Source organism: Pseudomonas sp. GYB4201 (assembly GCF_056312595.1).
Genome location: NZ_JBWGIG010000036.1, coordinates 31,510 through 55,962 on the forward strand (window position 1 = coordinate 31,510; position 24,453 = coordinate 55,962).

At 67.9% G+C, this 24,453-nt stretch carries 20 protein-coding genes and 1 pseudogene; 5 read left to right on the top strand and 16 right to left on the bottom strand.

Annotation, left to right across the window (positions count from 1 at the left end):
- Window positions 1-8 precede the first annotated feature (8 nt).
- The 5 genes from AC0Z2B_RS25845 to AC0Z2B_RS25865 all read right to left on the bottom strand — a co-directional run bounded on the left by AC0Z2B_RS25845 (window position 9) and on the right by AC0Z2B_RS25865 (window position 7,648).
- Window positions 9-3,110 (bottom strand): error-prone DNA polymerase, encoded by a 3,102-nt coding sequence (locus AC0Z2B_RS25845; RefSeq protein ID WP_476300449.1) that lies wholly within the window; start codon window positions 3,108-3,110, stop codon window positions 9-11.
- Complete coding sequence (locus tag AC0Z2B_RS25850) at window positions 3,086-4,501, bottom strand: Y-family DNA polymerase (RefSeq protein ID WP_476300452.1); 1,416 nt, start codon at window positions 4,499-4,501, stop codon at window positions 3,086-3,088. The genes AC0Z2B_RS25845 and AC0Z2B_RS25850 overlap by 25 nt, the downstream gene beginning before the upstream one ends.
- Before the next feature lie 7 nt (window positions 4,502-4,508).
- Entirely contained in the window at window positions 4,509-5,126 is a 618-nt protein-coding gene (imuA, locus tag AC0Z2B_RS25855; protein WP_476300455.1) for a translesion DNA synthesis-associated protein ImuA, read from the bottom strand.
- A complete protein-coding gene (lexA, locus tag AC0Z2B_RS25860; RefSeq protein WP_476300458.1) occupies window positions 5,126-5,740 on the bottom strand; it encodes a transcriptional repressor LexA in 615 nt (204 codons plus the stop codon). The genes imuA and lexA overlap by 1 nt, the downstream gene beginning before the upstream one ends.
- 717 nt (window positions 5,741-6,457) lie before the next feature.
- A complete protein-coding gene (locus tag AC0Z2B_RS25865; RefSeq protein WP_476300461.1) occupies window positions 6,458-7,648 on the bottom strand; it encodes a GGDEF domain-containing protein in 1,191 nt (396 codons plus the stop codon).
- A gap of 255 nt (window positions 7,649-7,903) precedes the next feature.
- On the opposite strand from AC0Z2B_RS25865, the gene AC0Z2B_RS25870 reads away from it, so the two are divergent.
- The gene (locus AC0Z2B_RS25870; protein WP_476300464.1) at window positions 7,904-8,734 is read left to right on the top strand and encodes an oxidoreductase; all 831 of its coding nucleotides are present in this window, start codon (window positions 7,904-7,906) and stop codon (window positions 8,732-8,734) included.
- Here AC0Z2B_RS25870 and AC0Z2B_RS25875 read toward each other — a convergent pair.
- From AC0Z2B_RS25875 to AC0Z2B_RS25895, 5 genes and pseudogenes are all read right to left on the bottom strand, one after another.
- A complete protein-coding gene (locus AC0Z2B_RS25875; RefSeq protein ID WP_476300466.1) occupies window positions 8,728-9,609 on the bottom strand; it encodes a LysR family transcriptional regulator in 882 nt (293 codons plus the stop codon). The genes AC0Z2B_RS25870 and AC0Z2B_RS25875 overlap by 7 nt on opposite strands.
- A 49-nt stretch (window positions 9,610-9,658) precedes the next feature.
- A complete protein-coding gene (locus AC0Z2B_RS25880) occupies window positions 9,659-9,895 on the bottom strand; it encodes a DUF2790 domain-containing protein (RefSeq protein WP_476300469.1) in 237 nt (78 codons plus the stop codon).
- A 232-nt stretch (window positions 9,896-10,127) separates the two neighbouring features.
- Window positions 10,128-10,967: pseudogene (locus tag AC0Z2B_RS25885) on the bottom strand (PQQ-binding-like beta-propeller repeat protein); the annotation flags it as partial.
- Between the two features lie 85 nt (window positions 10,968-11,052).
- The gene (locus tag AC0Z2B_RS25890) at window positions 11,053-12,189 is read right to left on the bottom strand and encodes a glycerate kinase (protein ID WP_476300472.1); all 1,137 of its coding nucleotides are present in this window, start codon (window positions 12,187-12,189) and stop codon (window positions 11,053-11,055) included.
- Window positions 12,190-12,283: 94 nt separating this feature from the next.
- Window positions 12,284-13,390, bottom strand: a complete 1,107-nt coding sequence (locus tag AC0Z2B_RS25895; RefSeq protein ID WP_476300475.1) for a sugar diacid recognition domain-containing protein — start codon at window positions 13,388-13,390, stop codon at window positions 12,284-12,286.
- 150 nt (window positions 13,391-13,540) lie between these two features.
- Here AC0Z2B_RS25895 and AC0Z2B_RS25900 point away from each other — a divergent pair, with 150 nt between their 5' ends.
- A complete protein-coding gene (locus AC0Z2B_RS25900) occupies window positions 13,541-14,845 on the top strand; it encodes an MFS transporter (protein ID WP_476300477.1) in 1,305 nt (434 codons plus the stop codon).
- 255 nt (window positions 14,846-15,100) lie between these two features.
- Here the strand turns inward: AC0Z2B_RS25900 and AC0Z2B_RS25905 are convergent, their stop codons facing one another.
- A complete protein-coding gene (locus AC0Z2B_RS25905) occupies window positions 15,101-15,391 on the bottom strand; it encodes a DUF3077 domain-containing protein (RefSeq protein ID WP_476300480.1) in 291 nt (96 codons plus the stop codon).
- A gap of 409 nt (window positions 15,392-15,800) precedes the next feature.
- Here AC0Z2B_RS25905 and AC0Z2B_RS25910 point away from each other — a divergent pair, with 409 nt between their 5' ends.
- Entirely contained in the window at window positions 15,801-16,808 is a 1,008-nt protein-coding gene (locus AC0Z2B_RS25910; protein WP_476300483.1) for an aldo/keto reductase, read from the top strand.
- Window positions 16,809-16,896: 88 nt separating this feature from the next.
- On the opposite strand, the gene AC0Z2B_RS25915 is transcribed toward AC0Z2B_RS25910, so the two are convergent.
- From AC0Z2B_RS25915 to AC0Z2B_RS25935, 5 genes are all read right to left on the bottom strand, one after another.
- On the bottom strand, window positions 16,897-17,916 hold the full coding sequence (locus tag AC0Z2B_RS25915; protein WP_476300486.1) for a branched-chain amino acid aminotransferase: 1,020 nt from the start codon (window positions 17,914-17,916) through the stop codon (window positions 16,897-16,899).
- A 102-nt stretch (window positions 17,917-18,018) separates the two neighbouring features.
- Window positions 18,019-19,146 carry a glycoside hydrolase family 5 protein gene (locus tag AC0Z2B_RS25920; protein WP_476300514.1) on the bottom strand — a complete coding sequence of 376 codons (1,128 nt, stop codon included), beginning with the start codon at window positions 19,144-19,146 and terminating at the stop codon, window positions 18,019-18,021.
- A 158-nt stretch (window positions 19,147-19,304) separates the two neighbouring features.
- Window positions 19,305-20,060 (bottom strand): class II aldolase/adducin family protein, encoded by a 756-nt coding sequence (locus tag AC0Z2B_RS25925; protein WP_476300489.1) that lies wholly within the window; start codon window positions 20,058-20,060, stop codon window positions 19,305-19,307.
- 173 nt (window positions 20,061-20,233) lie between these two features.
- The gene (locus AC0Z2B_RS25930) at window positions 20,234-21,553 is read right to left on the bottom strand and encodes an LLM class flavin-dependent oxidoreductase (RefSeq protein ID WP_476300491.1); all 1,320 of its coding nucleotides are present in this window, start codon (window positions 21,551-21,553) and stop codon (window positions 20,234-20,236) included.
- A gap of 19 nt (window positions 21,554-21,572) precedes the next feature.
- Window positions 21,573-22,532 carry an ABC transporter substrate-binding protein gene (locus AC0Z2B_RS25935; RefSeq protein WP_476300494.1) on the bottom strand — a complete coding sequence of 320 codons (960 nt, stop codon included), beginning with the start codon at window positions 22,530-22,532 and terminating at the stop codon, window positions 21,573-21,575.
- Between the two features lie 214 nt (window positions 22,533-22,746).
- Here AC0Z2B_RS25935 and AC0Z2B_RS25940 point away from each other — a divergent pair, with 214 nt between their 5' ends.
- Both AC0Z2B_RS25940 and AC0Z2B_RS25945 read left to right on the top strand, forming a co-directional pair.
- The gene (locus tag AC0Z2B_RS25940) at window positions 22,747-23,217 is read left to right on the top strand and encodes a VOC family protein (protein ID WP_476300495.1); all 471 of its coding nucleotides are present in this window, start codon (window positions 22,747-22,749) and stop codon (window positions 23,215-23,217) included.
- A 6-nt stretch (window positions 23,218-23,223) separates the two neighbouring features.
- Window positions 23,224-24,420 (top strand): hypothetical protein, encoded by a 1,197-nt coding sequence (locus tag AC0Z2B_RS25945; RefSeq protein WP_476300497.1) that lies wholly within the window; start codon window positions 23,224-23,226, stop codon window positions 24,418-24,420.
- Window positions 24,421-24,453 lie beyond the last annotated feature (33 nt).

The window sequence follows — 24,453 nt, forward strand, 5'->3', positions numbered from 1 at the left end:
CACCCGGCTCAGCGAAAATCGCGGCTGCGAATGTCCAGCCCTGCCAGCATCGGGGTCAGGTCGGTGAGTTTGCCGGCGATCAGGTGGCGCACGCCGCTTTCGGATTCCAGCCGCCCATGCACCTGCAGCAGCCGCGCGCTCACCAGCGGCTTGCGTTGGCGTTCGGCCAGGTCGTTCCAGACCACCACGTTGATCATGCCGAACTCATCTTCCAGGGTGACGAAGATCACCCCGCTGGCGGTCTGCGGGCGCTGGCGGCCGGTGACCAGGCCGGCGACGCTGATGTGCCGGCCATGGTCGATGCCAGCCAGCTCCCGCGAGCTGCGGCAACGCAGGCGCTGCAAGCCGGGGCGCAACAGGGTCAGGGGGTGCGGGCCCAGGGTGGTGCCGACGGTGGCGTAGTCGGCCACCAGGTTTTCGCCAACGCTGGGCACCGGCAACGCCACCGGCGTGTCGCGGCGGCTGGGCAGGTCGGCGAACAGCGGCAGCTGCGCCTCGACGCTGGCCACCTCCCAGCGCGCACGGAAGCGGTCGCCCGCCAGGCCCTGCAAGGCATCGGCGTCGGCCAGCAGCGCGCGGGCGCGGTGGTCGAGGCCGGCGCGCAGGCACAGGTCGCTGACGTCGGTGAAGGGTTGCAGCGCCCGCACCTGTTCGATGCGCAGGGCGTCTTCCTGGCGAAAGCCGCGAATCATCCGCAGGCCCAGGCGAATGGCCGGCTGCCCTGCCCCGCACGGCTCCAGGGTGCAGTCCCAGTCGCTGTGGCGCACGTCCACCGCGCGGGTCTGCAGTTGGTGACGACGGGCGTCCTGCAGCAGTTGGTCGGGGCTGTAGAAGCCCATGGGCCAGCTGTTGATCAGCGCGCAGGTGAAGGCCGCCGGTTCGTGGCACTTGAGCCAGCAGCTGGCGTAAGTCAGCAGCGCGAAGCTGGCCGCGTGGGACTCGGGAAAGCCGTAGCTGCCGAAGCCCTTGATCTGCTCGAAGATCTTCTGCGCGAACTCCAGGCTGTAGCCGTTGCGCAGCATGCCTTCGGTGAGGCGCAGCTGGTGCGGCTCCAGGCCGCCGTGGCGCTTCCAGGCGGCCATGGAGCGGCGCAGCTGGTCGGCCTCGCCGGGGCTGTAGTCGGCGGCGACGATGGCCAGCTCCATCACCTGTTCCTGGAACAGCGGCACGCCCAGGGTGCGCTCGAATACCTTCTTCAGCGCCTCGGACGGGTACACCACCGGCTCCTCCTTGTTGCGCCGGCGCAGGTAGGGGTGAACCATGTCGCCCTGGATGGGCCCCGGGCGCACGATGGCCACCTGGATGACCAGGTCATAGAACTTCGTCGGCCGCAGGCGCGGCAGCATGGCCATTTGCGCGCGCGATTCGATCTGGAACACGCCCACGGTGTCGGCGCGGCTGATCATTTCATAGGTGCGCGCGCACTCCGCCGGAATGCTCGCCAGGCTCAGGTCGCGGCCCCGGTAGCGGCGCAGCAGGTCGAAGCTGCGGCGCAAGGCGCTGAGCATGCCCAGGGCCAGCACGTCGACTTTCAGCAGACCCACCGCGTCGAGGTCGTCCTTGTCCCACTGGATGATGGTGCGCTCGGCCATGGCCGCGTTTTCCACCGGCACCAGGGTGTCCAGCGGGTGCTCGCTGATGACGAAACCGCCGGGGTGCTGGGACAGGTGCCGGGGGAAGCCCATCAGATCGGCGGTGAGCGTCAGCACCCGGCGCAGCACCAGGCTGTCGACGTCGAAGCCGGCCTCGCCCAGGCGCCCCACCGGCGGCACGCGGTCGCTGTAGCGGCCCACGCAGTCGGCCAGGCTGTTGACCTGGTCCGGCGGCAGGCCCAGGGCCTTGGCCACGTCGCGTATGGCGCCCGCGCCACGGTAACTGCTGGCCACGGCGGTGAGCGCGGCGCGGCGGCGGCCGTAGCGGTTGAACACGTATTGCAGCACTTCTTCGCGGCGGTCGTGCTCGAAGTCGACGTCGATGTCCGGCGGCTCGTTGCGTTCCTTGGAGATGAAGCGTTCGAACAGCATGTTCATGCGCCCCGGGTCCAGCTCGGTGATGCCCAGGGCGAAGCACACGGCGGAGTTGGCCGCCGAGCCGCGGCCCTGACATAAGATGTGCTTGCTGCGGGCGAAGCGGACGATGTCGTGCACGGTGAGGAAATAGCTTTCGTAGCCCAGCTCGCTGATCAGCGCCAGTTCCTTGTCGATCTGCGCCCGCGCCGCGGGCGTGGCGCCCTGGGGCCAGCGCCAGTGCATGCCCTGCTCGGTGAGCGTGCGCAGCCACTGGCTGGCCGTGTGGCCCTCGGGCACCAGCTCGCGGGGGTACTGGTATTGCAACTGGTCGAGGCTGAAGGTGCAGCGCCGGGCAATATAGACCGTTTCGTCCAGCAGCGCCTGGGGGTAGAGTTCGGCCAGCATCGGCAAGGGCCGCAGGTGCCGCTCGCCGTTGGCGAACAGGTGGTGGCCGGCGTCGGCCACGGTGGTGTGATGGCGGATGGCGGTCATGGTGTCCTGCAGCGCCCGGCGCCCACGGGCGTGCATGTGCACGTCGCCGCTGGCCACGGCGCGCAGGCCCAGTTGCGCCGCCAGTGCCTGCAGCTGCGTCAGGCGCGTGTGGTCATCGGCGCCCCGGTGCAGCTGCACCGCCAGCCACAGCTGCTGGCTGCCGAACACCCCGCGCAGCCAATGGCCGGGCGCCAGGTCGTGGGTGTTGTCGGGCACCCACAGGGCCACCAGGCCGTGCAACGGCACTTGGGCGAAATCCTCGCGCAGCACCTGGTAGTCGCCCTTGGCGGCCCGGCGCCGGGCCAGGGTAATCAGCTGGCAGAGGCTCTGGTAGCCGGCCAGGTTCTCCACCAGCAGCACCACCTTGGGGCCCTCGTGGATGCGCATCTCGCTGCCGACGATCAGCGGCAGCTCGCAAGCCTTGGCCGCCTGCCAGGCGCGGACGATGCCGGCCAGGGTGCATTCGTCGGTGATCGCCAGGGCCTGGTAGCCATGGCGCCTGGCGCGCTCGAACAACTCCTGGGCGCTGGAGGCGCCGCGCTGGAAGCTGAAGTTGGACAGGCAGTGCAGCTCGGCGTAGCCGTTCATGCGAACCAGCCCTGCAGCCACAGCCGCCCCCGCTCGCCGACGGTTTCATAGGCCCAGGCGCGCTGGCCGCTGGTGGTTTCCACCAGGTAGTAGTCGCGGCGGATGTCGCCGCCGTCCCACCAGCCCGACTCGATGCGTTCGGGCCCGGCCAGCACGCGCAGGTCGCAGTCGGTCCAGGCCTGGGGCTCGGCCAGCAGCCAGCCGGGGCGCGGCGCCAGGCCGGGCGCCAGCAGCGCCTTGGGCACGCTGGCCGCCAGCCAGGCGCGCTCGGGGCGGTGGTCGGCACGGGCGGCGATGCCGCTGATGGCGTCGTCGCCCAGGCGCGCGCGCAGGCGTTCGCGCAGCTGTTCCCAGGGCTGGGACTGCTGCGGACGCTGGTCGAACAACGTCTGGTGGGTGGGCACGAAGCGCGGCAGGTCGCGCGCCACCAGGCGCACGTTGCGCACCGGGCGCTTGACCTGCACCGGCTCCAGGCGCCCGCGGGCCAGCTCGAAGAGCATGCCGGCGTCGCGCTCGGCGCCCAGCAGGCCCACCGGCACCAGGGTGTCCTCGCCCTCGGCATGTTCCAGGTGCAGGGTGAAGCGCTGCACGCCGCTGTCGCGCCCGCCCAGGTAGGCGGCCAGGTCGTTGATCAGCCGGCGCAGGGGGAACAGCAGGGCCTGGTGCGACTCGACGTCGAAGTTCAGCTCGATGCGCTGCTCGAAGAAGTCCGGCGGCAGGTAGAACGACAGGGCCAGGGGGCGCAGGCCGGCGAGCGTGTCCAGGTGCTGCAGGTCGCTGGCGGCAAAGCGCCGGGCCACGGTGTCACGCGGCAGCGCCTGCACCTGGCCCAGCTGCCGCAGGCCCATGCGCGTGAACGCGGTGGAGGTTTCCCGTGGCAGGCCCACCCGCTCGATGGACAGCGGCGCCAGGGCCGCTGGCAGCTGCGCAGGCGCCAGCACCGCCAGGCCGTCATGGGCGTTGGCGAGCATGCGCGCGGCCGCCGGGTTGGGCGCCAGGGTGATGCGGTGGCTGAAACCCAGGCCTTGCAGCTCGGCGCGCAGCCGCGCCTCGAACTGCGGCCAGGGGCCGAACAGGCCCAGGCTCGATTGCACCTCCAGCAGCAGCGCGCGGGGGTAATGCAGGCTGACCTGGGAGCTGAAGCGGTAGGCCCAGGCGGCCAGAAATTGCTGGCAGTGCTCGATGTCGGTTGGGTCGTGCTCCTGGGTGGCGAAGTCGCGCGTCAGGGCATGGGCCGCGGTCAGGGTCTGCCCGGGGCGCAGGCCCAGGGCCCGGGCAGCCGGGTTGACCGCCTGCAGCACGCGGCGCTGGGTGGGGCCGCTGATCAGCGCCAGGGGCGCGTCGGGGTCTTCGCGACGACGGCGGGCGCTGTCCAGCGCCAGTTGCGGGAATAGGATGCAGGCCCAGAGCATGACAACCTCAGGCGCTCTCGCTGAAGGCCAGCGGCGCGGCCGGGGCCAGCCCGCCGCGGCACTTGAGCACGCGCACCTGGGCCGGGCGCAGGTCGATGGCCAGGCGCAGGGCTGCTGGCGACGGGTTGTGCGCGGCCTGCTGCGGGCGGCAGGCGAACGCCAGGGTCTGGCCGGTTTCGGCGGCCACCTGCAGGCGCCGCAGGGCACGGTCGTCGGCGCTCTGCGGCCAGCACAGCACCGCCGCGCAGCTGCCCGAGCGCAGGCACTGTTCGGCGGCCCACAGGGCTTCGGTGCCTTGGGCGTCGACCAGCGCCAGCTGGCGCAAATCGACGCCTGCCGCCTCCCAGGCCGCCGGGTACGGAATGAACGGCGGCGTTACCAGTACCACGCGCTCGCCGGCCTGGGTCAGGCGTGCCAGGGTGGGCCACAGCAGGCGCAGCTCGCCACTGCCGGCGCAGGGAATGAGGATTTCGCTGAGCGCCGACGGCGGCCAGCCGCCAGTGGGCAAGGCGCGGTCGAGCCAGCCATGGCCGGTAGGCTGGGCGGCCACGGGTTGGGCCTGGGCACGGCCCTTCCACACCCGTCGCTCGTCGAGCAGGCCTTCGAGGCTGACCACCGCGCCCATCAGCGGCGTACCAGGCCGCAGAAGATGCCTTCGATCACCAGTTCCTGCTCGGCGTCCACCACGATGGGTTCATAGTCGGGGTTGCGCGGCATCAGCCGCACGCCGTTGCTCTTGAGTTCCAGGCGCTTGATGGTGACCTCGCCGTCCAGGCGCGCCACCACGATCTGGCCGTTGCGCGCGTCGTGCTGGCGCTTGACGCCCACCAGGTCGCCGTCGAGGATGCCGTCGCCGATCATCGAGTCACCGGCCACCTGCAGCAGGAAGTCGGGCGTGCGGGCGAACATGCGCGCGTCGAACACCATGTGGTCGTGCACACCCACGTCGGGGTCGATGGGCCGCCCCGCCGCCACCCGGCCCAGCACCGGTATTTCCAGCAGCTCGGGCCGCCGCTGGCTGCGCGCCAGGCGAATGCCGCGCGCCTGGTTGGGCGTGACTTCAATGAAACCGGCCTCGGTCAGGGCCACGATATGCTTGCGCGCCACGCTGCGCGAGGCAAACCCGAAGGCCTCGCTGATTTCCGCCAGGCTCGGCGGCTGGCCGTGATCGGCAATGCGATCGCGGATAAAGGTGAGGATGGCGCTGCGTTTGGGAGATAGAGTAGTCATGGAGTACATTTGTACTCTATGCGCGAGGTGGCTGCAAGCGTGGGCCGGCGAATGGTGGGGGGGATGCGACGCCTATCCTTCAGGCGAACGCACAAAGGCTGGCAACGCCTATCCATCAGGCAAACGCACAAAGGCTGGCGACGCCTATCCATCAGGCCATGGCACGGTGCAACAAATGTAGCACCGGCCGTTAGGCCGGGTCGCGCCGCGCGGGCGGCGCTCGATTTCGGAAACGCTGCAAGACTCGAGGCATGCACCTGCAAGCCACGCCGAAGATCTTCAGCGCACGTTCGGGCCAGCGCAGCCTGGCGGCAGCGGCTACGCGGGTTGCGGGTTGCGGGTTTCGGGTTTCGGGTTTCGGGTTTCGGGTTTCGGGTTTCGGGTTTCGGGTTTCGGGTTGGATTCGGTGGGTTCGATGGGTTCGGTGGGTTCGTCTGAAGATTGCGTCACGGCGCGCAGGTGCATGTCAGGAGAGGTGTGGCGCCCTTGAGATCGAGCGCCGTCCGCACGGCGCGACCCGGCCTAACGGCCGGTGCTACATTTGTTGCACCGTGCCATGGCCTGATGGATAGGCGTTGCCGGCCTTTGTGCGTTTGCCTGATGGATAGGCGTTGCCGGCCTTTGTGCGTTTGCCTGATTGAGAGGCGTTGCCAGCCTTTGTGCGTTTACCTGATGGATTGGGGTTGCCAGCCTTGGTGGTATGGCACAACACCGTAGCCCTCCTTCCTAAACCCCCACGCACACCCGATTCCGCCCTTCCCGCTTGGCCTTGTACATCGCCTGGTCCGCGCGCTGGTACAGCTCGTCCGGGTCGCAGCCGGGGATGCCCAGGGCCACGCCGACGCTGACGGTCAGCGGCGTGCCGTCGCTGTCGATGGCAATGCCCAGGGCCTGGACGGCGGCGCGGACTTCGTCGCCGATGCGCGCGGCGAAGTCGCGGTCGACGCCGGCGAACAGCAGCACGAATTCCTCGCCGCCCAGGCGCGCGGCCAGGTCCAGCGGCCGGCGCGGGAAACGCCCCAGGCGGCTGGCGATGGCCTGCAGCGCGCGGTCGCCGGCCGGGTGGCCGTGCAGGTCGTTGTAGCGCTTGAAGTGGTCGACATCCACCAGCATCAGCGCGCACAGCTGCGCCTCCCGGGTGGCCTGGGCCAGGGCGCGGCGGCCGAGCATCTCGAAGGCGCGGCGGTTGTAGAGGCCGGTCAGGGCGTCGGTGCTGGCCATGGCGTGCAGCGAGCCGCGCAGCAGGAACAGCGTGCGGAACGAGCGCTCGTGGTAGTAGCGCAACGCCAACAGCGCCACCAGCGACGACACCTGGAACGGCATGAACGCGGCGAACTGCTGGTCCAGCAAGTCACCCGCCACCCAGGGCGTCAGGCTCCAGCTGGCCAGGGCAATCAGCAGCGCCATGGCCATGGCCACGTGCACGCTGAGCCCCACCGGGAACAGCACGGTGATGAACAGCAGAATCACCGCGTCCAGCAGCAACGGCAGCTGGAACTCGCTGTGGTAGCGGGCATACAGCAGCATCATGGTGATGGAGCTGACACAGGTCACGCCCAGCACCGCCACCACCCAGCGCTGCCCCGCCGCCACCTGGGACTGCTGGCGCACCTTGCGGTAGCCCAGGCAGGTGAACAGCACCGTGGCCAGCCGCGCGCCAATGGCGAAGAACGACGCGGGCGGGAAATGCGCGGTGTAGCCGTACCACACGTCCAGGGCCAGGAAGCCCAGCAACGCCACCATCAGCAACAGCGCCGAGCCGTTGCGGGTACGCTGGAAGCCCTGGTAGTTGAGCTCGCGGTATTCCTGCTCCAGCGCCGGCTCGAAGCGCAACCAGGGAAACCCGCGCAGCCGTTGCCGGGTGTAGACGTTGTCATTGTTGTCGACCAGTTGGGTCAAGCTTTCAAACCGGTTCACACGTACCTCGATGGGGATCCCTCACCGACAGATAGCAAGAAGCCATCACGCTTGCAAGCACTTAGCTAACTGTAGCCGCTGCCGCCAGGCTGCGCTGGCCGGTGTGAACCATGAAAATCTTCAGTGCGGCGCAGGGCCAGCGCAGCCTGCGGCAGCGGCTACACCGCAGGATCAGGCAAAAGCGCAGGAGTTTTGGCGCTACGCAGGCCGCGCCCGCGGGGCTAGGCTGTGACAACCCCCTGAAGGAGCCTTGCCATGAGCCATAAAACCTTTCTGATCACCGGCGTCAGTTCCGGCTTCGGCCGTGCCTTCGCCCAGGCCGCACTGGCCGCCGGGCACACCGTGATCGGCACCTTGCGCCGCGCCGACGCGGTGGCCGATTTCGAGCGCCTGCATGCGCACAACGCCCACGGCGTAGTGCTGGACGTGAGCGACTTCGCCGCCATCGAGCCCACCGTCGACGGCCTGCTGGCCCGCCACGGCGCCATCGACGTGCTGGTCAACAACGCCGGCTACGGCCACGAGGGCACGCTGGAGGAATCGCCGCTGAGCGAGCTGCAACGCCAGTTCGACGTCAACGTCTACGGCGCGGTGGCGATGATCAAGGCGGTGCTGCCGGGCATGCGCGAGCGGCGCAGCGGGCACATCATCAACGTCACGTCCATGGGCGGCATGATGACCCTGCCGGGCATCTCCTATTACCACGGCAGCAAGTTCGCCCTGGAGGGCATCTCCGAATCCCTGGCCCAGGAAGTGGAGCCGCTGGGGGTGAAGGTGACGGCCGTGGCGCCGGGCTCGTTCCGTACCGACTGGGCGGGCCGTTCCATGGTGCGCACGCACCGCAGCATTGCCGACTATGACGCCCTGTTCGACCCCATCCGCCAGACCCGCGAAGCGCGCAGCGGCCACCAGCCGGGCGACCCGGACAAGGCCGCGCAGGCGCTGCTGGCCCTGGTGAACGCCGACAAGCCGCCGCGCCACCTGCTACTGGGTGCGGACGCGCTGCAACTGGTGCGCGCCAAGCTCAAGGCGTTGCAGGCGGAGATCGATGAGTGGGAAAGCCTGTCAGCCAGCACCGGCTACTGAGGCAACTGCTGGAAGGCCTTGACCGCCTGCGCCACCACCGGCAGGCGGTCGCGCTCGGCCAGCCAGGCCAGCACCAGGCGCTCGTCGCTGGCAAGACCACTGACCCGCCGCTGGCGCAGCCCTTCCAGCGCCTGGTCACCCGGCCACACCGGCAGCAGCGCCACCCCTGCCCCGGCCTTGGCCAGGGCCAGGGCGGCGGAAATGTCGGAGCATTCAAAGGCCACTTCGGGCCGCAGTTTTGCCTCGCTGAACGCTTGTTGCACGCGCTCGTAGAAACCGTGGCCCTGACGCCGGCGCACCACGATCAGCGGCACCTTGGCCAGGTCTGCAAGGGTGCAGGCGTCAGCGTCCGGCAACAGGCCCGGCGTGGCTTCCACGGCGGCCAGGGTCAGGGCCTGCAAGGCTTCGGTGTGCAGCAGCGGGTTGGTCACCGGCCATTGGCTGAGGGCGAAGTCCAGCTGGCGGGTCTGCAGCATGTCTTCGAGCACCGCAGGCTCGGCGTGGTAAATCGAGAACAGCACGCCCGGCAGTTGCACCCGCAACTGGCCCACCACCCGTGCCAGGAAGGCAGCGCCCGAGGTCACCGTGCCGATGCTGACCTTGCCGCTGACGCCCTGGGCCAGGCCACGCATTTCGCCATCGATCTCATCTGCCAGGTTCAGCAGCTCGCAGGCGCGCCGGTACAGGTGCTGCCCGGCTTCGGTCACCAGCAACCCACGCCCCTGGCGCTCGAACAGTTGCAGGCCGTAGTCGGCCTCCAGGGCCTTGAGGTGTTGGCTGAGCGGCGGCTGGGCGATGTGCAGCGCCTCGGAGGCGGCGGCAATGGATTTACGCTCGACGATGGTCTTGAAATACAGCAGGTGGCGTAAATTCATGCAGGGCTCGGCGCAAGGGGAATGCGCCAAGAATAACGGAAGCGCTGGCTTAGTTGGAGCAGCCTTTGCCCATCACGCGGTACACCAGCGAGTGGCGTTGGCCCTGGCTGTCTTCGTAAGTCATGGTCACCGGCACCACGGCGCACACGTCGGGAATGTCACCGGCATCGATGACCTTGGCGATGTCCAACTGTTGGCCGTAGCGGTAGGTTTGCGCGGGGTCGGCGTGGGCAGCGCTGGCGGCGAAGCCCAGGGTCAGGGCGGCGAGGGTCAGCAGCTTGTTCATGATTGTTCTCCAAGTGGTTTTTCCTTGGAGACAGAGTAAGCAGCGGGCCGGGCTGCGAATATGACCGAAAAAGTCATGACCCATACACAAACCCTGACGACCGTTGGCAAACCCTCCATGTGGGAGCGGGCTCTGCCCGCGAAAAGACCACCGCGTAATACCTGACGCTGCGCGGTGCCCTTTTCGCGGGCAGAGCCCACTCCCACAGGTGGCAATTGTCGGGGCGGGTGGGTTACTTCGGCAGCGCGTACGCCATCACGTAGTCACCCTGTTTGGTGCCCAGCGAGCCATGGCCGCCGGCGACCACCAGCACGTACTGGCGGCCATCCTTGCCGGTGTAGGTCATGGGCGTGGTCTGGGCGCCGGCGGGCAGGCGCGCTTCCCACAGTTGCCGGCCGTTGCGCACGTCATAGGCGCGCAGGTACTGGTCCAGGGTGGCGCTCAGGAACGCCACGCCGCCCTTGGTCATGAAGGTGCCGCCCAGCGCGGGCACGCCCATGGTCAACGGCAGCGGCACTGGCGAATTGTCACGCACGGTGCCGTTCTTGTGTTTCCAGATCACCTGGTGGGTGGTCATGTCCACCGCCGCCACGTAGCCCCAGGCGGGTGCCTGGCACGGCAGGCCCAGGGGCGACAGGAAGGCGTTCATGATCACGCCATAGGGCGCGCCCTTGTTGGCCTGGATGCCCTCGGTCTCGCTCTTGCGCGCGGGCATGGCGGCCACGTCCGCGGCCGGTACCAGCTTGTCGACGAAGGCCATGTAGTTGGGGTTGACGAACATGATCTGGCGCTCGGGGTCTACCGACACGCCGCCCCAGTCGAACACGCCGAAGTTGCCCGGGTATACCAGCGAGCCCTGCAGCGATGGCGGCGTGAACGGGCCGTCGTAGCGCAGCTTCTTGAAGTCGATGCGGCACAGCATCTGGTCGAACGGCGTCACGCCCCACATGTCACGCTCGGTCATCACCGGCGGCATGAAGTTGAGCTGCGACTTGGGCTGGGTCGGCGCGGCGTGGTCATCCGGCACGGTGCCGCCCGGTACCGGCAGCTCGTCGATGGGCACGATGGGCCTGCGGGGTTTCTGGGACGCGGCCTGGCGGCCGCTGCTACAGGTGCGGTGCGGCGCCGGTGACGCGGCCTGTGGCCGCTGCTACGGGTCAGCCGCGCCCCAACGCCCACACCCGCGCGATATCCCGCGCGCGGTCGCGCAGCAGTGGCGCGGCGTGGCGGCAGGCGTGGTCCAGGGTCATGGGGCCACTGGTGACAGCGAAGGCGGCGGTGACGCCGTGGGTGTACATCTGCTCGTAGCCCTCGCCCAGGGTGCCGGCGATCACCAGCACCGGCACCTGGTGCGCCGCCGCCACGCGGGCGACGCCGAAGGGGGTCTTGCCGCGCAGGGTCTGGGCGTCGAAGCGCCCTTCCCCGGTGATCACCAGGTCGGCGCCAATCACCGCCTGCTCAAGGCCGGTCAATTCAGCCACCACTTCCACGCCCGGGCGGAAGGTGGCGCCCAGGTACGCCTTGGCGGCGAAGCCCATGCCGCCGGCTGCACCCGCGCCCGGGGATTCGCGCAGGTCCTGGCCGAGCACCGCCGCGCTGTGCTCGGCGAAGTGGCCCAGGGCGGCGTCCAGTTGCAGCACCTGCGCGGGGCTGGCGCCCTTCTGCGGGCCGAAGATGTGCGAGGCGCCATGGGGGCCGCACAGGGGGTTGTCGACGTCGGCCGCCACCTCGAAGCGCACCTGGGCCAGGCGCGGGTCCAGGCCGTGCAACGACAGCCGCGCCAACTGCGCCAGGGCCAGGCCGCCCTTGGCCAGCGGTTGCTCATCCTCACCGAACAGCTGCAGGCCCAAGGCGCGCAGCATGCCGGTGCCGGCGTCGTTGGTGGCGCTGCCGCCGATGGCCAGGATCACCCGCCGAGCGCCGGCGTCCAGCGCCGCGCCAATCAGCTGGCCGGTGCCGTAGGTGCTGCTGGTGCAGGCGTCGCGCTGGTCCACCGGCACCAACTGCAGGCCGCTGGCCTCGGCCATCTCGATGATGGCCGTGGCGCTGTCGGCCAGCCAGCCCCAGCGGGCCTGCACCGGGCTGCCCAGCGGGCCTTCCACGGTGAGGCTGCGCAACTCGCCGGCGCACGCCGCCAAAATCGCCTCCATGGTGCCCTCGCCGCCATCGGCCATGGGGCACTGCACCAGTTCGGCGTTGGGCAAGGCCTGGGCCAGGCCTTCGGCGATGGCGGCGGCGACGCCAGCAGCGCTGAGGCTGTCCTTGAACGAGTCGGGGGCGATGACGATTTTCATGAGGGCTACTCCGGTTTTCTTGTAGGGCCCATGCTGCCAGTTGCCCGAGGCGCCTGCGCCGGGCTGCTGCACAAGCGCAGGCGACCGTTGTTGTTCAAATGGACAAATCGCCGGGCAACAGCTGCACCCCCAGGTACAGGGTGAGCATGCCTTCCAGGCGGTTGGGGTCGATGCCGCTCAGCTCGGCGATGCGCTCCATGCGGTAGCGCAGGCTGTTGCGGTGGATGCCCAGGGCGTCGGCGCAGGCCTGGCTCTGGCCATCGTGCTCGCACCAGGCGCGCAGGGTCGCCAGCAACTGGCCGCTGGCGTCCTTGGCGATGACCTTGTGCAGCGGCCCCAGCCATTCGTCCAGGCTGTCATCGCTGCGGTGGCGCCACAGCATCGCCGGCAGGCGGTAGCGCGCCAGCGGCAGGCTGCGGCGCTGGGGCACGATGTCACGGCCGTAGGCCAGCAGGTCGCGCACCCAGCGGTAGCCACGGCGCAGGCCGGCCAGGTCGTCGGCCGGTTCGCCCAGCGCCAGGCGCTGCACCGGCCAGCCCTGGGCCTCGAGCTTGTCCAGCAGCCGCACCTCATCCAGGCTGACGCTGGCCGGGCGGCACCACAGCAACGAGCCGGCCGCGGGGCTCACGCACCAGCTGTCCGGGTAACGGCTCTGCAGCCAGGCCGCCAGCGCCTCGGTGCTTTGCGCCGCCTTGAGTTCGAACAGGCAGGGGGTGCGCGGCAGCTGCGGCTTGAGGCCCATCTGCCGGGCCTCGTCCAGCAGCCGCGGCGACTCGCCCGTGCCGCCCAGCAGCAAGGCCAGCAGGTCGTCGCAGCGCTGGCGGCGCCAGTGCTGTTCCACCTGCAGGCGGCGCTGGCCCAGGAGCATTTCAGCGGTCATGCGCACCAGCTCGCCGAAGGTGCGCAGCTGCGCCGGGTCGCCGGTCAGGCCCAGCACGCCGATCAGCCGGCCGTCCAGCAGCAGCGGCAGGTTCACCCCTGGCTGCACGCCCTTGAGGCACTGCGCCGCCTGGGCGTCCAACTCCACCACGCGGCCGTTGGCCAACACCAGCTGCGCGCCCTCGTGGCGGGTGTTGATGCGCTCGGGCTCGCCACTGCCCAAAATCAGCCCCTGGCTGTCCATGACGTTGACGTTGCACGGCAGAATGGCCATCGCGCGGTCGACAATGTCTTGCGCCAGGTCATGATCAAGTTCGAACATAGGGAAAAAAGTCCTGTTCACATCTGTAGAGTCGCACAGCCCGGGCGGCGCGGCGCTGTGCAAACGCACAAAGACACTGCCACGCGCCTCGCCGACACTCAAGGGTGGCTCACGATAGCCGCAAATAACATAAAAACAGAGAGAAACCCCATGTCTACAACCATCGCCCTTGACCAAGGCACCCCAGGCGTCAGGGACGCTGTGTACCGGCGCATCACCCTGCGGCTGATCCCCTTCATCTTCATCTGCTACCTGTTCAACTACCTGGACCGGGTCAACGTCGGCTTCGCCAAGTTGCAGATGCTCGATGCCCTGAAGTTCAGCGAAACCATCTACGGCCTTGGCGCCGGCATCTTCTTCATCGGCTACGTGCTATGCGGCCTGCCGAGCAACCTGGCCCTCACCCGCTTCGGCCCACGGCGCTGGATCGCGCTGATGATGCTGGCCTGGGGCGGCCTGTCGACCTGCCTGCTGTTCGTCACCACGCCAATGGAGTTCTACGTGCTGCGCCTGTTCACCGGCGCCGCCGAGGCCGGGTTCTTCCCCGGCATCGTGCTGTACCTCTCGCAGTGGTTCCCGGACGCGCGCCGCGGGCGGATCATGGCGCTGTTCATGTCGGCCATCCCGGTGTCGGGCCTGCTGGGCAGCCCGTTCTCGGGCTGGATTCTCAACCACTTCGCCGTCGGCCAGCAGGGCCTGGCCGCCTGGCAGTGGATGTTCCTGATCCAGGGCATCCCAACCATGGTGCTGGGCGCCATGGCCTACTTCCTGCTCAGCGACAGCTTCGCCAAGGCCACCTGGCTCACGCCCCAGCAGCGCGCCGTGGTGGAAGCCGACCTCGCCGAGGACGCCCGCAGCAAGCCGGCGCAGCAGCGCGAATCCCTGGGCGCGGTGTTCGCCACGCCGTTGATCTGGGTGCTGGGCTTCATCTACTTCTGCATCCAGAGCGGCGTGTACGCGATCAACTTCTGGCTGCCGTCGATCATCAAGAACCTGGGCTTCAGCGACGCCCTGGTGATTGGCTGGCTGAGCGCCATTCCGTACCTGCTGGCGGGTATCTTCATGCTGCTGGTGGGCCGCTCGGCCGACCTGCGCAACGAGCGCCGTTGGCACTTGGTGGTGCCGATGCTGATGGGCGCCATCGGCCTGGTCATCGCCGTGAACTTCGCCGCCACCCCGGCCATCGCCATCGTCGGCCTGAGCCTGGCCACCATGGGCGCCCTCACCGGCCTGCCAATGTTCTGGCCGCTGCCCACCGCCTTCCTCAGCGCCGGCGTGGCCGCCGGTGGCCTGGCGATCATCAACTCCGTGGGCCAGATGGCCGGGTTCTTGAGCCCCTACATCGTCGGCTTCATCAAGGACCAGACCGGTTCGACCGACGCGGCGCTGTATGCGCTGGCGGGGTTGATCGTGGTGGGTAGTGGGGTGGCGTGGAAGGTGGCGGGCAAGCGCTGAGGCGAACCCGTTCCTGACAACATCAACGATGGGCAGCGCTCGATCTCACGGGCGCCGCTGCTGTCACCAAGCCTCAGTCCCGCTGAATGTCTTTAGCGTACTTGGGGACCAGCGCAGCCTACCGGCAGCGGCTACAGGGACCGTCGTGAATGGGTGTTGTAGCAGCGGCCGCCAGGCCGCGTCATGGGCGCCCCGCCGTGCCTGACACAACGCATGCGCCAGGACGCAGCCTGGCGGCAGCTGCTACGGGGTGCATTATCGAGTACGTTGAGCGCCGCCTTGAATGAGGGCGTCGGCCAAGGCCTTGGCCGACGCTATCGAATGCAACGCGGACCACAGCAAGCCGCTGCGTTCGATGCCGTAATCCCCTAGCTCCTCCGCAGAGGCAGTCGCACACTTGAGCAGATGGGATATTTGCACAAGTACGTCATCCATGGGGATGCCCGCGCGCACGGTGTAGAAAGGCAAGGCGTGTGAGTCAACGTCGCCGAAGGCGGTAGTGGCAGTTTCGCGAAAATCGGAGGGTGTTCCTGAGTCGAATGTCATGGCAGCGTCCTGGATGAAACATGGACCGCCGCATCGCTACCAAACGATGGGTGGCGGCTGTAAGCAGGTTGGTAGACCGGTCACCAGGCTTCCGGCGCACACGAATGTGCCCTGCGTACAGCCGCCATGTCGCGCGGTGCTGTACGCCTGATGAACGGGCTACCAAACCCGATCGCTGTCCTTCAGCGATGGCAGCAGGGTATGCGCGCCCATCAGGCACCACAAGACGCTAAGGACCTTACCCGAGCAAATCAGAAATGTCCTACGTCGGGGACTACAGAAGCTGTAGCAGCATGTGTCGTAGCAGCGGCCGCCAGGCCGCGTCAGGGCATACACACAGGTTTCAGGTGCGTACCCTCCCCCCCTTGCAGTACCTTTGCCCTCACACCATCGCAAAGGGATGCCACCGATGATTTACCGCGCACTGGGCCACAGTGGCCTGAAAGTCTCCGCCCTGACGCTGGGCACCATGATGTTCGGCGAGCAGACGGCCACCGAGGACGCCCTGCATATCATCGACAAGGCCTGGGACCAGGGCATCAACTTCATCGACAGCGCCGACGTCTACAACAACGGCCGCAGCGAGGAGATCGTCGGCGAGGCGATTGCCCGCAACCGCCACGACTGGGTGCTGGCCACCAAGGTCGGCTTTGGCCCGGCCGATGGAGTGCCCAACCGCAGTGGCCTGAGCCGCAAGCATATCTTCAACGGCGTGGAAGCCAGCCTGACCCGCCTGGGCACCGACTACATCGACCTCTACTACCTGCACCGCGATGACCTGAACACGCCGCTGGAGGTGACCGTCAGCGCCATCGGCGACCTGCTGCGCCAGGGCAAGATCCGCCACTGGGGCGTGTCCAACTTCCGTGGCTGGCGCCTGGCCGAGATCGTCAACGTCGCCCAGCGCCTGGGGGTGGACAAGCCGGTGGCCAGCCAGCCGCTGTACAACATCGTCAACCGCCAGGTGGAAACCGAGCAGCTCACCGCCGCGGCCTACCATGGCCTGGGCGTGGTGCCGTTCAGCCCCCTGGCCCGTGGCGTGCTCAGCGGCAAATACACGCCGGGCAAGGCGCCCGAGGCCGGCAGCCGCGCCGCGCGCCAGGACAAGCGCATCCTGGAGACCGAATGGCGCGACGAGTCGCTGCACATTGCCCGCACCATTCAGGAATACACGGCCGCCAAGGGCGTGGGGATTGTCGAGTTTGCGATTGCCTGGGTGCTGAACAACCAGCTGGTCAGCTCGGCCATCGTCGGGCCGCGCACCGAGGCGCAGTGGGATACCTACAGCGGCGCGCTGGAGGTGAAGATCACGGCGGAAGATGAAGCGTTCATCGACAGCCTGGTCACGCCGGGGCATCCGTCGACGCCGGGCTACAACGACCCCGGCCATTTCGTCACCGGCCGGGTCACCGCGTAACCCCGTAGCAGCGGCCGCCAGGCCGCGTCCGGCGCCAGCGCGAAGTTGGCCCCGGACGCGGCCGGGTGGCCGCTGCTACGGGTTTTCATCAGGCCGTGTCGATCCAGCCCGCAGGGGCTTCAACGTCGCCGTGCTGGATGCCGGTCAGCTCGTTGTAGAGCTTGACGGTCACCGGGCCCACGCTTTCCAGGCTGTGGAACACGTGCAGCTTGTCGTTGTACTGGATGCCGCCGATCGGCGAGATGACCGCAGCTGTACCGCAGGCGCCGGCTTCCTTGAACTGGTCCAGCTGGTCGACGAACACGTCGCCTTCCACCACTTTCAGGCCCAGGCGGGTTTCGGCCAGTTCCATCAGCGACAGGCGGGTGATGCCTGGCAGTACCGAAGGCGACTTGGGCGTGACGAATTCGTTGTGCTCGGTGATGGCGAAGAAGTTGGCCGAACCGACTTCCTCGATTTTCGAGTGGGTCAGCGGGTCCAGGTAGATGCAGTCGGCGAAGTTGTGCTTCTTGGCATCGGCACCCGGCAGCAGGCTGGCGGCGTAGTTGCCACCCACCTTGGCGGCGCCGGTGCCTTGTGGGGCGGCGCGGTCGTAGGTGGAGATGGAGAAGTTGTGCGGCTTCAGGCCGCCCTTGAAGTAGGCACCCACCGGCACGGCGAACACCGAGAAGATGAACTCGGGGGCGGTGCGCACGCCGATGTTGTCACCCACGCCGATGACGAACGGGCGCAGGTACAGGGCGCCGCCCGAACCGTATGGCGGGATGAACTTCTCGTTGGCACGCACGACCTGCTTGCAGGCCTCGATGAACATGTCGGTTGGCACGTGCGGCATCAGCAGGCGCGAGCAGCTGCGCTGCATGCGGGCGGCGTTCTGGTCCGGGCGGAACAGGTTGATCGAGCCGTCCTTGCAGCGGTAGGCCTTGAGGCCCTCGAAGCACTGCTGGCCGTAGTGAATGGCGGTCGAACCTTCGGCAATGTGCAGGACGTTGTCTTCGGTCAGGGTGCCTTCCTGCCAGGCGCCGTCGCGCCAGGTGGCCAGGAAGCGCAGATCAGTCTTGATGTAGTCGAAACCCAGGGTGTCCCAGTTTATGCCAGCGCCGCTCATGATGCCCTCTACAGATGATCGCAAGGATTCAATTCGTTGATCAGGCGACAAAGATACGGCGCCAGATGGCCTGCGGCAAGCGTGTCTTGGCGCCTTTGCTGCCTAGGAGGCCGAAGGTGCGGCAAGCCGCCGCAGGATCGGCTCGAATTCCGCGGTGGGCTGGCGCGGCAGCGGGTCGGGTTCGCCCTTGTCGATGGCCTGCCAGTAGCGCCACGGCACCTTGGCGCTGCCCAGCTCGTAGTCCATGCCGTCCCAGCTGTCCTCGCGGAAGCTGTAGAAGGCCCAGTGCACCTGCTGGCGGTCGAGCACCGTGAGCACGTCTTCCAGGTACTGGCGGCAACCGGGCAGCTGGCGCATGCAGCCGAACTCACCCACCACCAGGCGCTGGCGCGGCACCCCTGCCCGCTCGGCCCAGGCCAGCGGCCGTTGTAGGTAGCTGGCCACGCGCTGGGCGTTCCAGGTCAGTGACTGGCCAGCGAAGGGCGCTGGGCCGGGATAGGCATAGGGCGTGGCGCGCTTGATGTTCGGCGCGCTGGTGGCCTCGTAGGGCTCGTACATGTGCACGCTGTACAGCAGCCGGCTGTCGTTCAGGGCCTTGGGCCAGTATTCGAAGCTGTCGGCGGCGGCGTACCAGCCGGCGTCGAGCATGATCGGCGTGTGCGGGTCGACCTCGCGCACGGCGGCCACCAACTGTTCATAGAAGGCCGGCAGGTCGCGGGCAGTGCCTTGGGCCTTGGCGTACCAGGCGTGCATCGCGGCGGCGCCGGCGTGCTCCAGCAGGCCGCCGCGTTTTTCCGGGGCCGGCTCGTTGATCAGGTTGTAGCCGGCCACCGCCGGGTGGTCCTTGAGGGCGGCGGCCAGGTCGCGCCAATAGGCGGCGCTTTGCGCCCACCAGGCCTTGTCCTGCCACAGGCGGTCGTCGAAACGGTCGCCGTTGTTCTGCGACCAGCGCATGCCCGGCAGGGACAGCGGCGTGATCACCACCTTGAGGCCCGCCGCGTGGGCGCGGTCGAGACTGGTGATGAGGGTGTGCAGGTCATTTTCGACCAGGCCGTCGTAATGGTCGGCGCTGCCCAGCAGGAAGTCGCGCTGGGCGGTCTGCCATTTGTCCCACGACAGCCGCACCCAACCGGCGCCATAGCCGCCCAGGGCCTGATAATACTCGGGGGTGGGCGGCAGGCGGTTGAAGCTGTTGCCGCCATGGCGGGGGGCGGTGTCCCAGAAGCCGATCAGGTCGGCGGCGCTGGCCGGCAACGCCAGGCCAGCCAGCAGCCCGGCGATCAAGGGGAAGATTCTCACAAGTGCTTACCTTTGTTCTTATGTGCAAAGAACAGCAAGCCTACGTGAACCGTCCCCTCCAGACCGCCGTCAAAGTGTGACCTGAATTGTCAGGAGCAGTAGGACGCGCGCTGGTCCTCGATCAGGGTCAAGGCCGCCGCCCATGCCATGTCGATGATCTGCTCGACGCCGTCGCTTTCGAACTGTTTCGCCGTGTGTGCGCACACCTCCGGCGACGGGTAGATCAGTTTGCTGCCGCCCGCCAAGGCCTGCACCTGCGCCTGGCAAGCGCGCTCCAGGAAGTGAATTTCGTGGAACGCCTCGGCGACGCTGCCGCCACCGGCCAGCAGGCCGTGGTTGCGCAAAATCATGGCGCGGTGCGGGCCCAGGTCGGCGATCAGCCGCTCGCGCTCGTCCAGGGACAGGGCGATGCCTTCGTAGGTGTGGTACGCCAGCTTGCCGTAGAACTTCAGCGCGTGCTGGCTGATGGGCAGCAGGCCTTGCTCCTGGGCCGACACGGCGATGCCGGCGGCGGTGTGGGTGTGGATCACGCAGGCCAGGTCCGGGCGGGCCATATGGATGGCCGAGTGGATGACGAAGCCTGCGGCGTTCACCGGCACCTGCGCACAGGCCGGGTCCACGGCCTTACCGTGCTGGTCGATGAGCACCAGGTCGCTGGCGCGCATGCGGTCGAACAGCACGCCGTAGCGGTTGATCAGGAAATGATGCTCGGGGCCTGGCACGCGCAGGGTCAGGTGCGTGTCGATCAGGTCGGTCATGCGGAAATGGGCGATCATGCGGTACAGCGCGGCAAGCTCGCAGCGGGCGTGCCATTCGGTGTCGCTGACGGTGAGGGGCTGGGCCATGGGAGTCCTCCTGGGGCGGTGGCATTTCCCATAGTAACGCCGTTTGCCGGGGGTGCCAGGAGGATTGATACCGCTGTTGATGCCTTATACATACCCGTAGCAGCTGCCGCAGGCTGCGTCCGGCGGTGTGCCTGACGGCCGGGACGCGGCCGGCGGCCGCTGCTACGGGGGAACTAGCGTGGGTTGCGGGGGATGGTCAGGCCCAGGTTCTCGCGCAGGGTGGTGCCAGGGTATTCGCGCCGGTACACGCCGCGTTCCTGCAGCAATGGCACCACCTCCTGGGTAAAGCGGCGGAACTGGCCGGGATGGCCGATGTAGATGTTGAACCCATCCACCGCCCGTGCCTCGAACCATTCGGCCATTGTCGCCGCCACGGTCTCGGCGCTGCCCACGAAAGCGCCGGGGCGCAGTTGGCGCGAGGCCTGCACGGCCTGGCGCAGGGTGAGCTTGGCGGCCACGGCGTTGTCGGTGATGCGCTTGGCCACGGTGAAGAAGCTGCTGCGGGCAAACTCCAGGGCCTGGGCCGGGAACGGCGCGTCGAGGTCGTACTGGTTGAAGTCATGCCAGCCAAACGAGCGGCCGAACTCCAGCAGCGCCTGCTCGAAACTGTGGTCGCTCTCGTGGTAGTGGCGCTCCAGGGCCCGCGCCTGCTCATCGGTATCGCCGACGAACACCTCGGCGCCCGGCAGTACCAGCACCTGCTCGGGGTCGCGGCCCTGGCGCACGGCGCGCTCCTTGATCTCGCGGTAGAACGCCTGGCCTTGTTCCAGGCTGGGCGCGTGGGTGAACACCACGTCGGCAATGGCCGCGCCCAACTCCCTGCCCTGCTCCGAGTCGCCGGCCTGGAAAATCACCGGCTGGCCCTGGGGCGAGCGCTGCAGGTTGAGCGGCCCGACCACGGCAAAATGCTCGCCCTTGTGGTTCAGCGCGTGCAGCTTGGCCGGGTCGAAATAGCGGCCGGTGCCGCGGTCGCGCACGAAGGCGTCGTCTTCCCAGCTTTGCCACAGGCCCTGCACCACCTGCACATGCTCCTTGGCGCGGCTGTAGCGGGTGTCGTAGTCGTAGTGCTCGTCGCGGCCATAGTTGCCGGCCGTGCCGGCGTCGCCACTGGTGACCACGTTCCAGCCGGCGCGGCCCTTGCTGATCAAGTCCAGCGAGGCCAGGCGCCGGGCCACGTTGAACGGCTCGTTGTAGGAGGTGGTCAGGGTGCCCACCAGGCCGATATGGCGGGTGGTCACGGCCAGCGCCGACAGCAGCGTCAGCGGCTCCAGGCGGTTGAGGTAATGGGGCGGCGAGCCGGGGGTGATGAACTGGCTGTCGACGATGAAAATCAGGTCGAACAGCGCGGCTTCCGCCTGGCGGGCGATGTCGATGTACCAGTCGATGTTGACGCTGGCGTCGACCGGCAGCTCGGGGTCCAGCCACAGGTTGTGGCGGCCGGGGCCGCCGACGCCCATGGTCAGGGCGCCGAGTTTCAGGGTGCGGGTGCTCATGGCAACGATCCTTGCAGGGTTATGGCGCGGCCTGGGCCGTGGCGGGTGGCTGCACGGCAGCGTTGAAGGAGCTGTCGAACAGGCTGGCGGCCGGGTAGGACTTGATCAGCCCCAGGCCGCTGAAGAAGTCGATGGTCTGCTGGGCAGCGGCGATGTTCTGCGCGGTCACCGGGCCGACGTCGGTCTTGGCGCGGCCGAACCAGGCACGGGCAATGTCCTTGTCGGCGCGGGTGCGCTCGGCCCAGGCGTCGGCGTAGGCCTCGTTGTGGGCCGGGTCGCTGACGCTCCATTCCCGGGCCTTTTTCAGGCGTTGCAGGAAGTCGCTGATGGCGGCGCGTTTCTCTTCGCGGGAATGCTCGTTGGCGACCACGAAGCTCTGGGCCGGAATCAACCCCTGTGCGGTGGCGATCACGCGGCCACCGGCACGCTCCTGCTGGGTGACGTAGGGCTCCCAGGTGGCGATCACGTCGACGCTGCCGCCGTCCAGCGCGTGGGAGGCGTCGAGGGCGCTGAGGTAGCGGATGTCGACGGCGTCACGCGGCACGCCGGCCTTGTCCAGGGCGCTGAACAGCAGTTGCTGGCTCCACGAGCCCTTCCAGATGGCCACGCGCTTGCCGCGAATGTCGGCGATGGTCTTGATGGGCGAATTTTTGCCGACCACGATGGCCACGCCGTCGAGGCTCTGCTGGGTTACTGCAATCACCTTGATGGGCGCGCCCAGGGCGCCGAGGAACAGCGGCGGCGCGTCGCCCAGCAGGCCCAGGTCCAGGCTGCCGGCGTTCAACGCCTCGGCCACCGGCGAACCGGCGGTGAACTGCTTCCACTCCAGGGTATAGGGCAGGTCGTCGAGCACGCCGGCGGCGTCCATCACGGCGCGGGTGTTGTAGCTCTGGTCACCCACGGTCAGGGTCAGGGCCGAGGCGCCCAGGCTGATGGACGCGGCCAGCGCGGCGGCGGCCAGTTTGACGAATGTGCGCAAGGCAATCTCCTGGGCAGCGGTTATATGGAAAGGCTCTGTAGAAACCAATGCTTATAAGCTAGCCACCTGGACGTCATTTGTGAAATTCATTTTAGACATAACCTAATATGATTATTTTGCAGCTAATGCTAGCCATCCCCGGGGCTGCTCTACACTGAAGAGGTTGTTCCTGCTCATTCACTGCCGCGCCATGGGCCGGCACAGGAGGAAGGAAATGGCCGTCAAAGCAATCCCAGATGGACAACACAGCATCACCGCCTACCTCGCCCTGGACGGCGCGGCCAAGGCCATCGCGTTCTATCAAAAGGCCTTCGGCGCTACCGAGGTGTTCCGCCTGGAGGCCCCCGGCGGCCGCGTGGGCCATGCCGAGCTGCGCATCGGCGACTGCGCGCTGATGCTGGCCGACACCTGCGACCAGGGCCCGCTGGGGCCGATTGCCGGCGAACACAAGGCGCCGGTGGGCCTGCACCTGTACGTCGAAGACGCCGACGCGGTGTTCGCCCAGGCCCTGGCCGCAGGCGCTACCCTGGTGTATGAGGTGAAGGATCAGTTCTATGGCGACCGCTCAGGTACACTGCGCGATCCGTTCGGCAATGTCTGGTTCGTGGCCACCCACAAGGAAGACCTGACGCCCGAGCAAATCCATCAACGTGCAGCGGCCATGTTTGGCCAGGGACCTGCCTGACCCGTTATGCGAATCATTGAAAAAAACGGCGCACTGGTGCGCACCCTCACCCCCGCCGAGCAGGTATTGGTAGAAGGTTTTGTGCAAGGCAGCCTCGACGGGCACCGCCTGTTGCAGGCCAACCAGTGGCTGATGAAGGTGCGCGGCCAGGGCCAATGGCTGGCCTGCGACTGCCGCCAGGACGCGATGCCGGTGATGAACGTGACCCTCAACAGCAGCACCGGCACGCTGTTCCTGAAGAACAACCCGGGCACCCCGGAGCATCTTCCCGAATGCCCGTTCATCAAGGATGACCGCGAGCCGGGCAGCAGCGCCGAGCGCGACGAGCCGCCAGCGGCCTGGCTGGCACCGGACGTGCCGCTGCGGCTGATCGGCGAGTTCCGCCCCGCCGGCAGCGCCGAAACCGCCGGCACGGCCAACGGTGCCAGCACCCGCAAGGAGCAGCACCGCCTGCTGTCGCTGCTGGTGACGCTGATCGAGGCCTCGGGCCTCAACGTCTACGCCACCCACCTGAAGAAGGATTTGACCCAGCAGTTCGCCGACCTGCGCGGGGTGGCGGCGCGCTACCCGCTGGTGGAGCGGGTGCCGGCCAGCAACTACCTGGAAACGCGCATCGACATGAAGCACATGATGATGCTCAAGGCGCGCCTCAAGGACTCCTCGGCGTTCGGTAGCCAGCGCCGCTACGGGCTGCTGCTGGACTGCGTCAATGAGGTGCGTACGCGCAAGGTGTTCAACGGTCGTAGCGACAATGGCTTCGATTTCCAGGGCCACCATTGGCTGTGGGGCGGCGAACGCACCAGCGGGCCGTTGCTGGCCCTGGCGTTGTACTCGCCCACCACGGCGGGCAGCCAGTATTACGAGATGATCCACGTGGCCACGGTGCCAGTGTTGTCGCGGGCGCAGCTGTTCCCGGTGCTGCGCGAGGAAGAGCGCGAGCCGTTGAAGCTGCTGGTGGGGCTGATCGACTGGATGGCCGGCAAGGGTGTGCAGGTCATCATGCGCCGGCCGGTGATTGGCGGCGACGTGATGGATGAGCTGGTGCTGACCTCGGACCTGGACCGGGTGCTGTCGGTGTCGCTGATGAAACAGCCGCTGGGCCCGGAGCCCAGCAGCGAGACCTTCAAGCGCCTGGCCGACTTCAAGAGCCTGGACACCTTCCGCAAGTACGTGGCCGGCTTCTTCATGCGCGACCGCGATTAATCTGCCCCCCGGCTCCGTAGCCGCTGCCGTAGG

Coding starts and splice junctions, on each gene's coding strand:
- AC0Z2B_RS25890 (WP_476300472.1), bottom strand. CDS start 12,189: ATGAAAATCGTCATCGCCCCCGACTCGTTCAAGGACAGCCTCAGCGCT.
- AC0Z2B_RS25900 (WP_476300477.1), top strand. CDS start 13,541: ATGTCTACAACCATCGCCCTTGACCAAGGCACCCCAGGCGTCAGGGAC.
- AC0Z2B_RS25850 (WP_476300452.1), bottom strand. CDS start 4,501: ATGCTCTGGGCCTGCATCCTATTCCCGCAACTGGCGCTGGACAGCGCC.
- AC0Z2B_RS25925 (WP_476300489.1), bottom strand. CDS start 20,060: ATGGCCCAGCCCCTCACCGTCAGCGACACCGAATGGCACGCCCGCTGC.
- AC0Z2B_RS25915 (WP_476300486.1), bottom strand. CDS start 17,916: ATGAGCGGCGCTGGCATAAACTGGGACACCCTGGGTTTCGACTACATC.
- AC0Z2B_RS25910 (WP_476300483.1), top strand. CDS start 15,801: ATGATTTACCGCGCACTGGGCCACAGTGGCCTGAAAGTCTCCGCCCTG.
- AC0Z2B_RS25895 (WP_476300475.1), bottom strand. CDS start 13,390: ATGTTCGAACTTGATCATGACCTGGCGCAAGACATTGTCGACCGCGCG.
- AC0Z2B_RS25905 (WP_476300480.1), bottom strand. CDS start 15,391: ATGACATTCGACTCAGGAACACCCTCCGATTTTCGCGAAACTGCCACT.
- AC0Z2B_RS25870 (WP_476300464.1), top strand. CDS start 7,904: ATGAGCCATAAAACCTTTCTGATCACCGGCGTCAGTTCCGGCTTCGGC.
- AC0Z2B_RS25940 (WP_476300495.1), top strand. CDS start 22,747: ATGGCCGTCAAAGCAATCCCAGATGGACAACACAGCATCACCGCCTAC.
- AC0Z2B_RS25875 (WP_476300466.1), bottom strand. CDS start 9,609: ATGAATTTACGCCACCTGCTGTATTTCAAGACCATCGTCGAGCGTAAA.
- lexA (WP_476300458.1), bottom strand. CDS start 5,740: ATGTACTCCATGACTACTCTATCTCCCAAACGCAGCGCCATCCTCACC.
- imuA (WP_476300455.1), bottom strand. CDS start 5,126: ATGGGCGCGGTGGTCAGCCTCGAAGGCCTGCTCGACGAGCGACGGGTG.
- AC0Z2B_RS25930 (WP_476300491.1), bottom strand. CDS start 21,553: ATGAGCACCCGCACCCTGAAACTCGGCGCCCTGACCATGGGCGTCGGC.
- AC0Z2B_RS25880 (WP_476300469.1), bottom strand. CDS start 9,895: ATGAACAAGCTGCTGACCCTCGCCGCCCTGACCCTGGGCTTCGCCGCC.
- AC0Z2B_RS25945 (WP_476300497.1), top strand. CDS start 23,224: ATGCGAATCATTGAAAAAAACGGCGCACTGGTGCGCACCCTCACCCCC.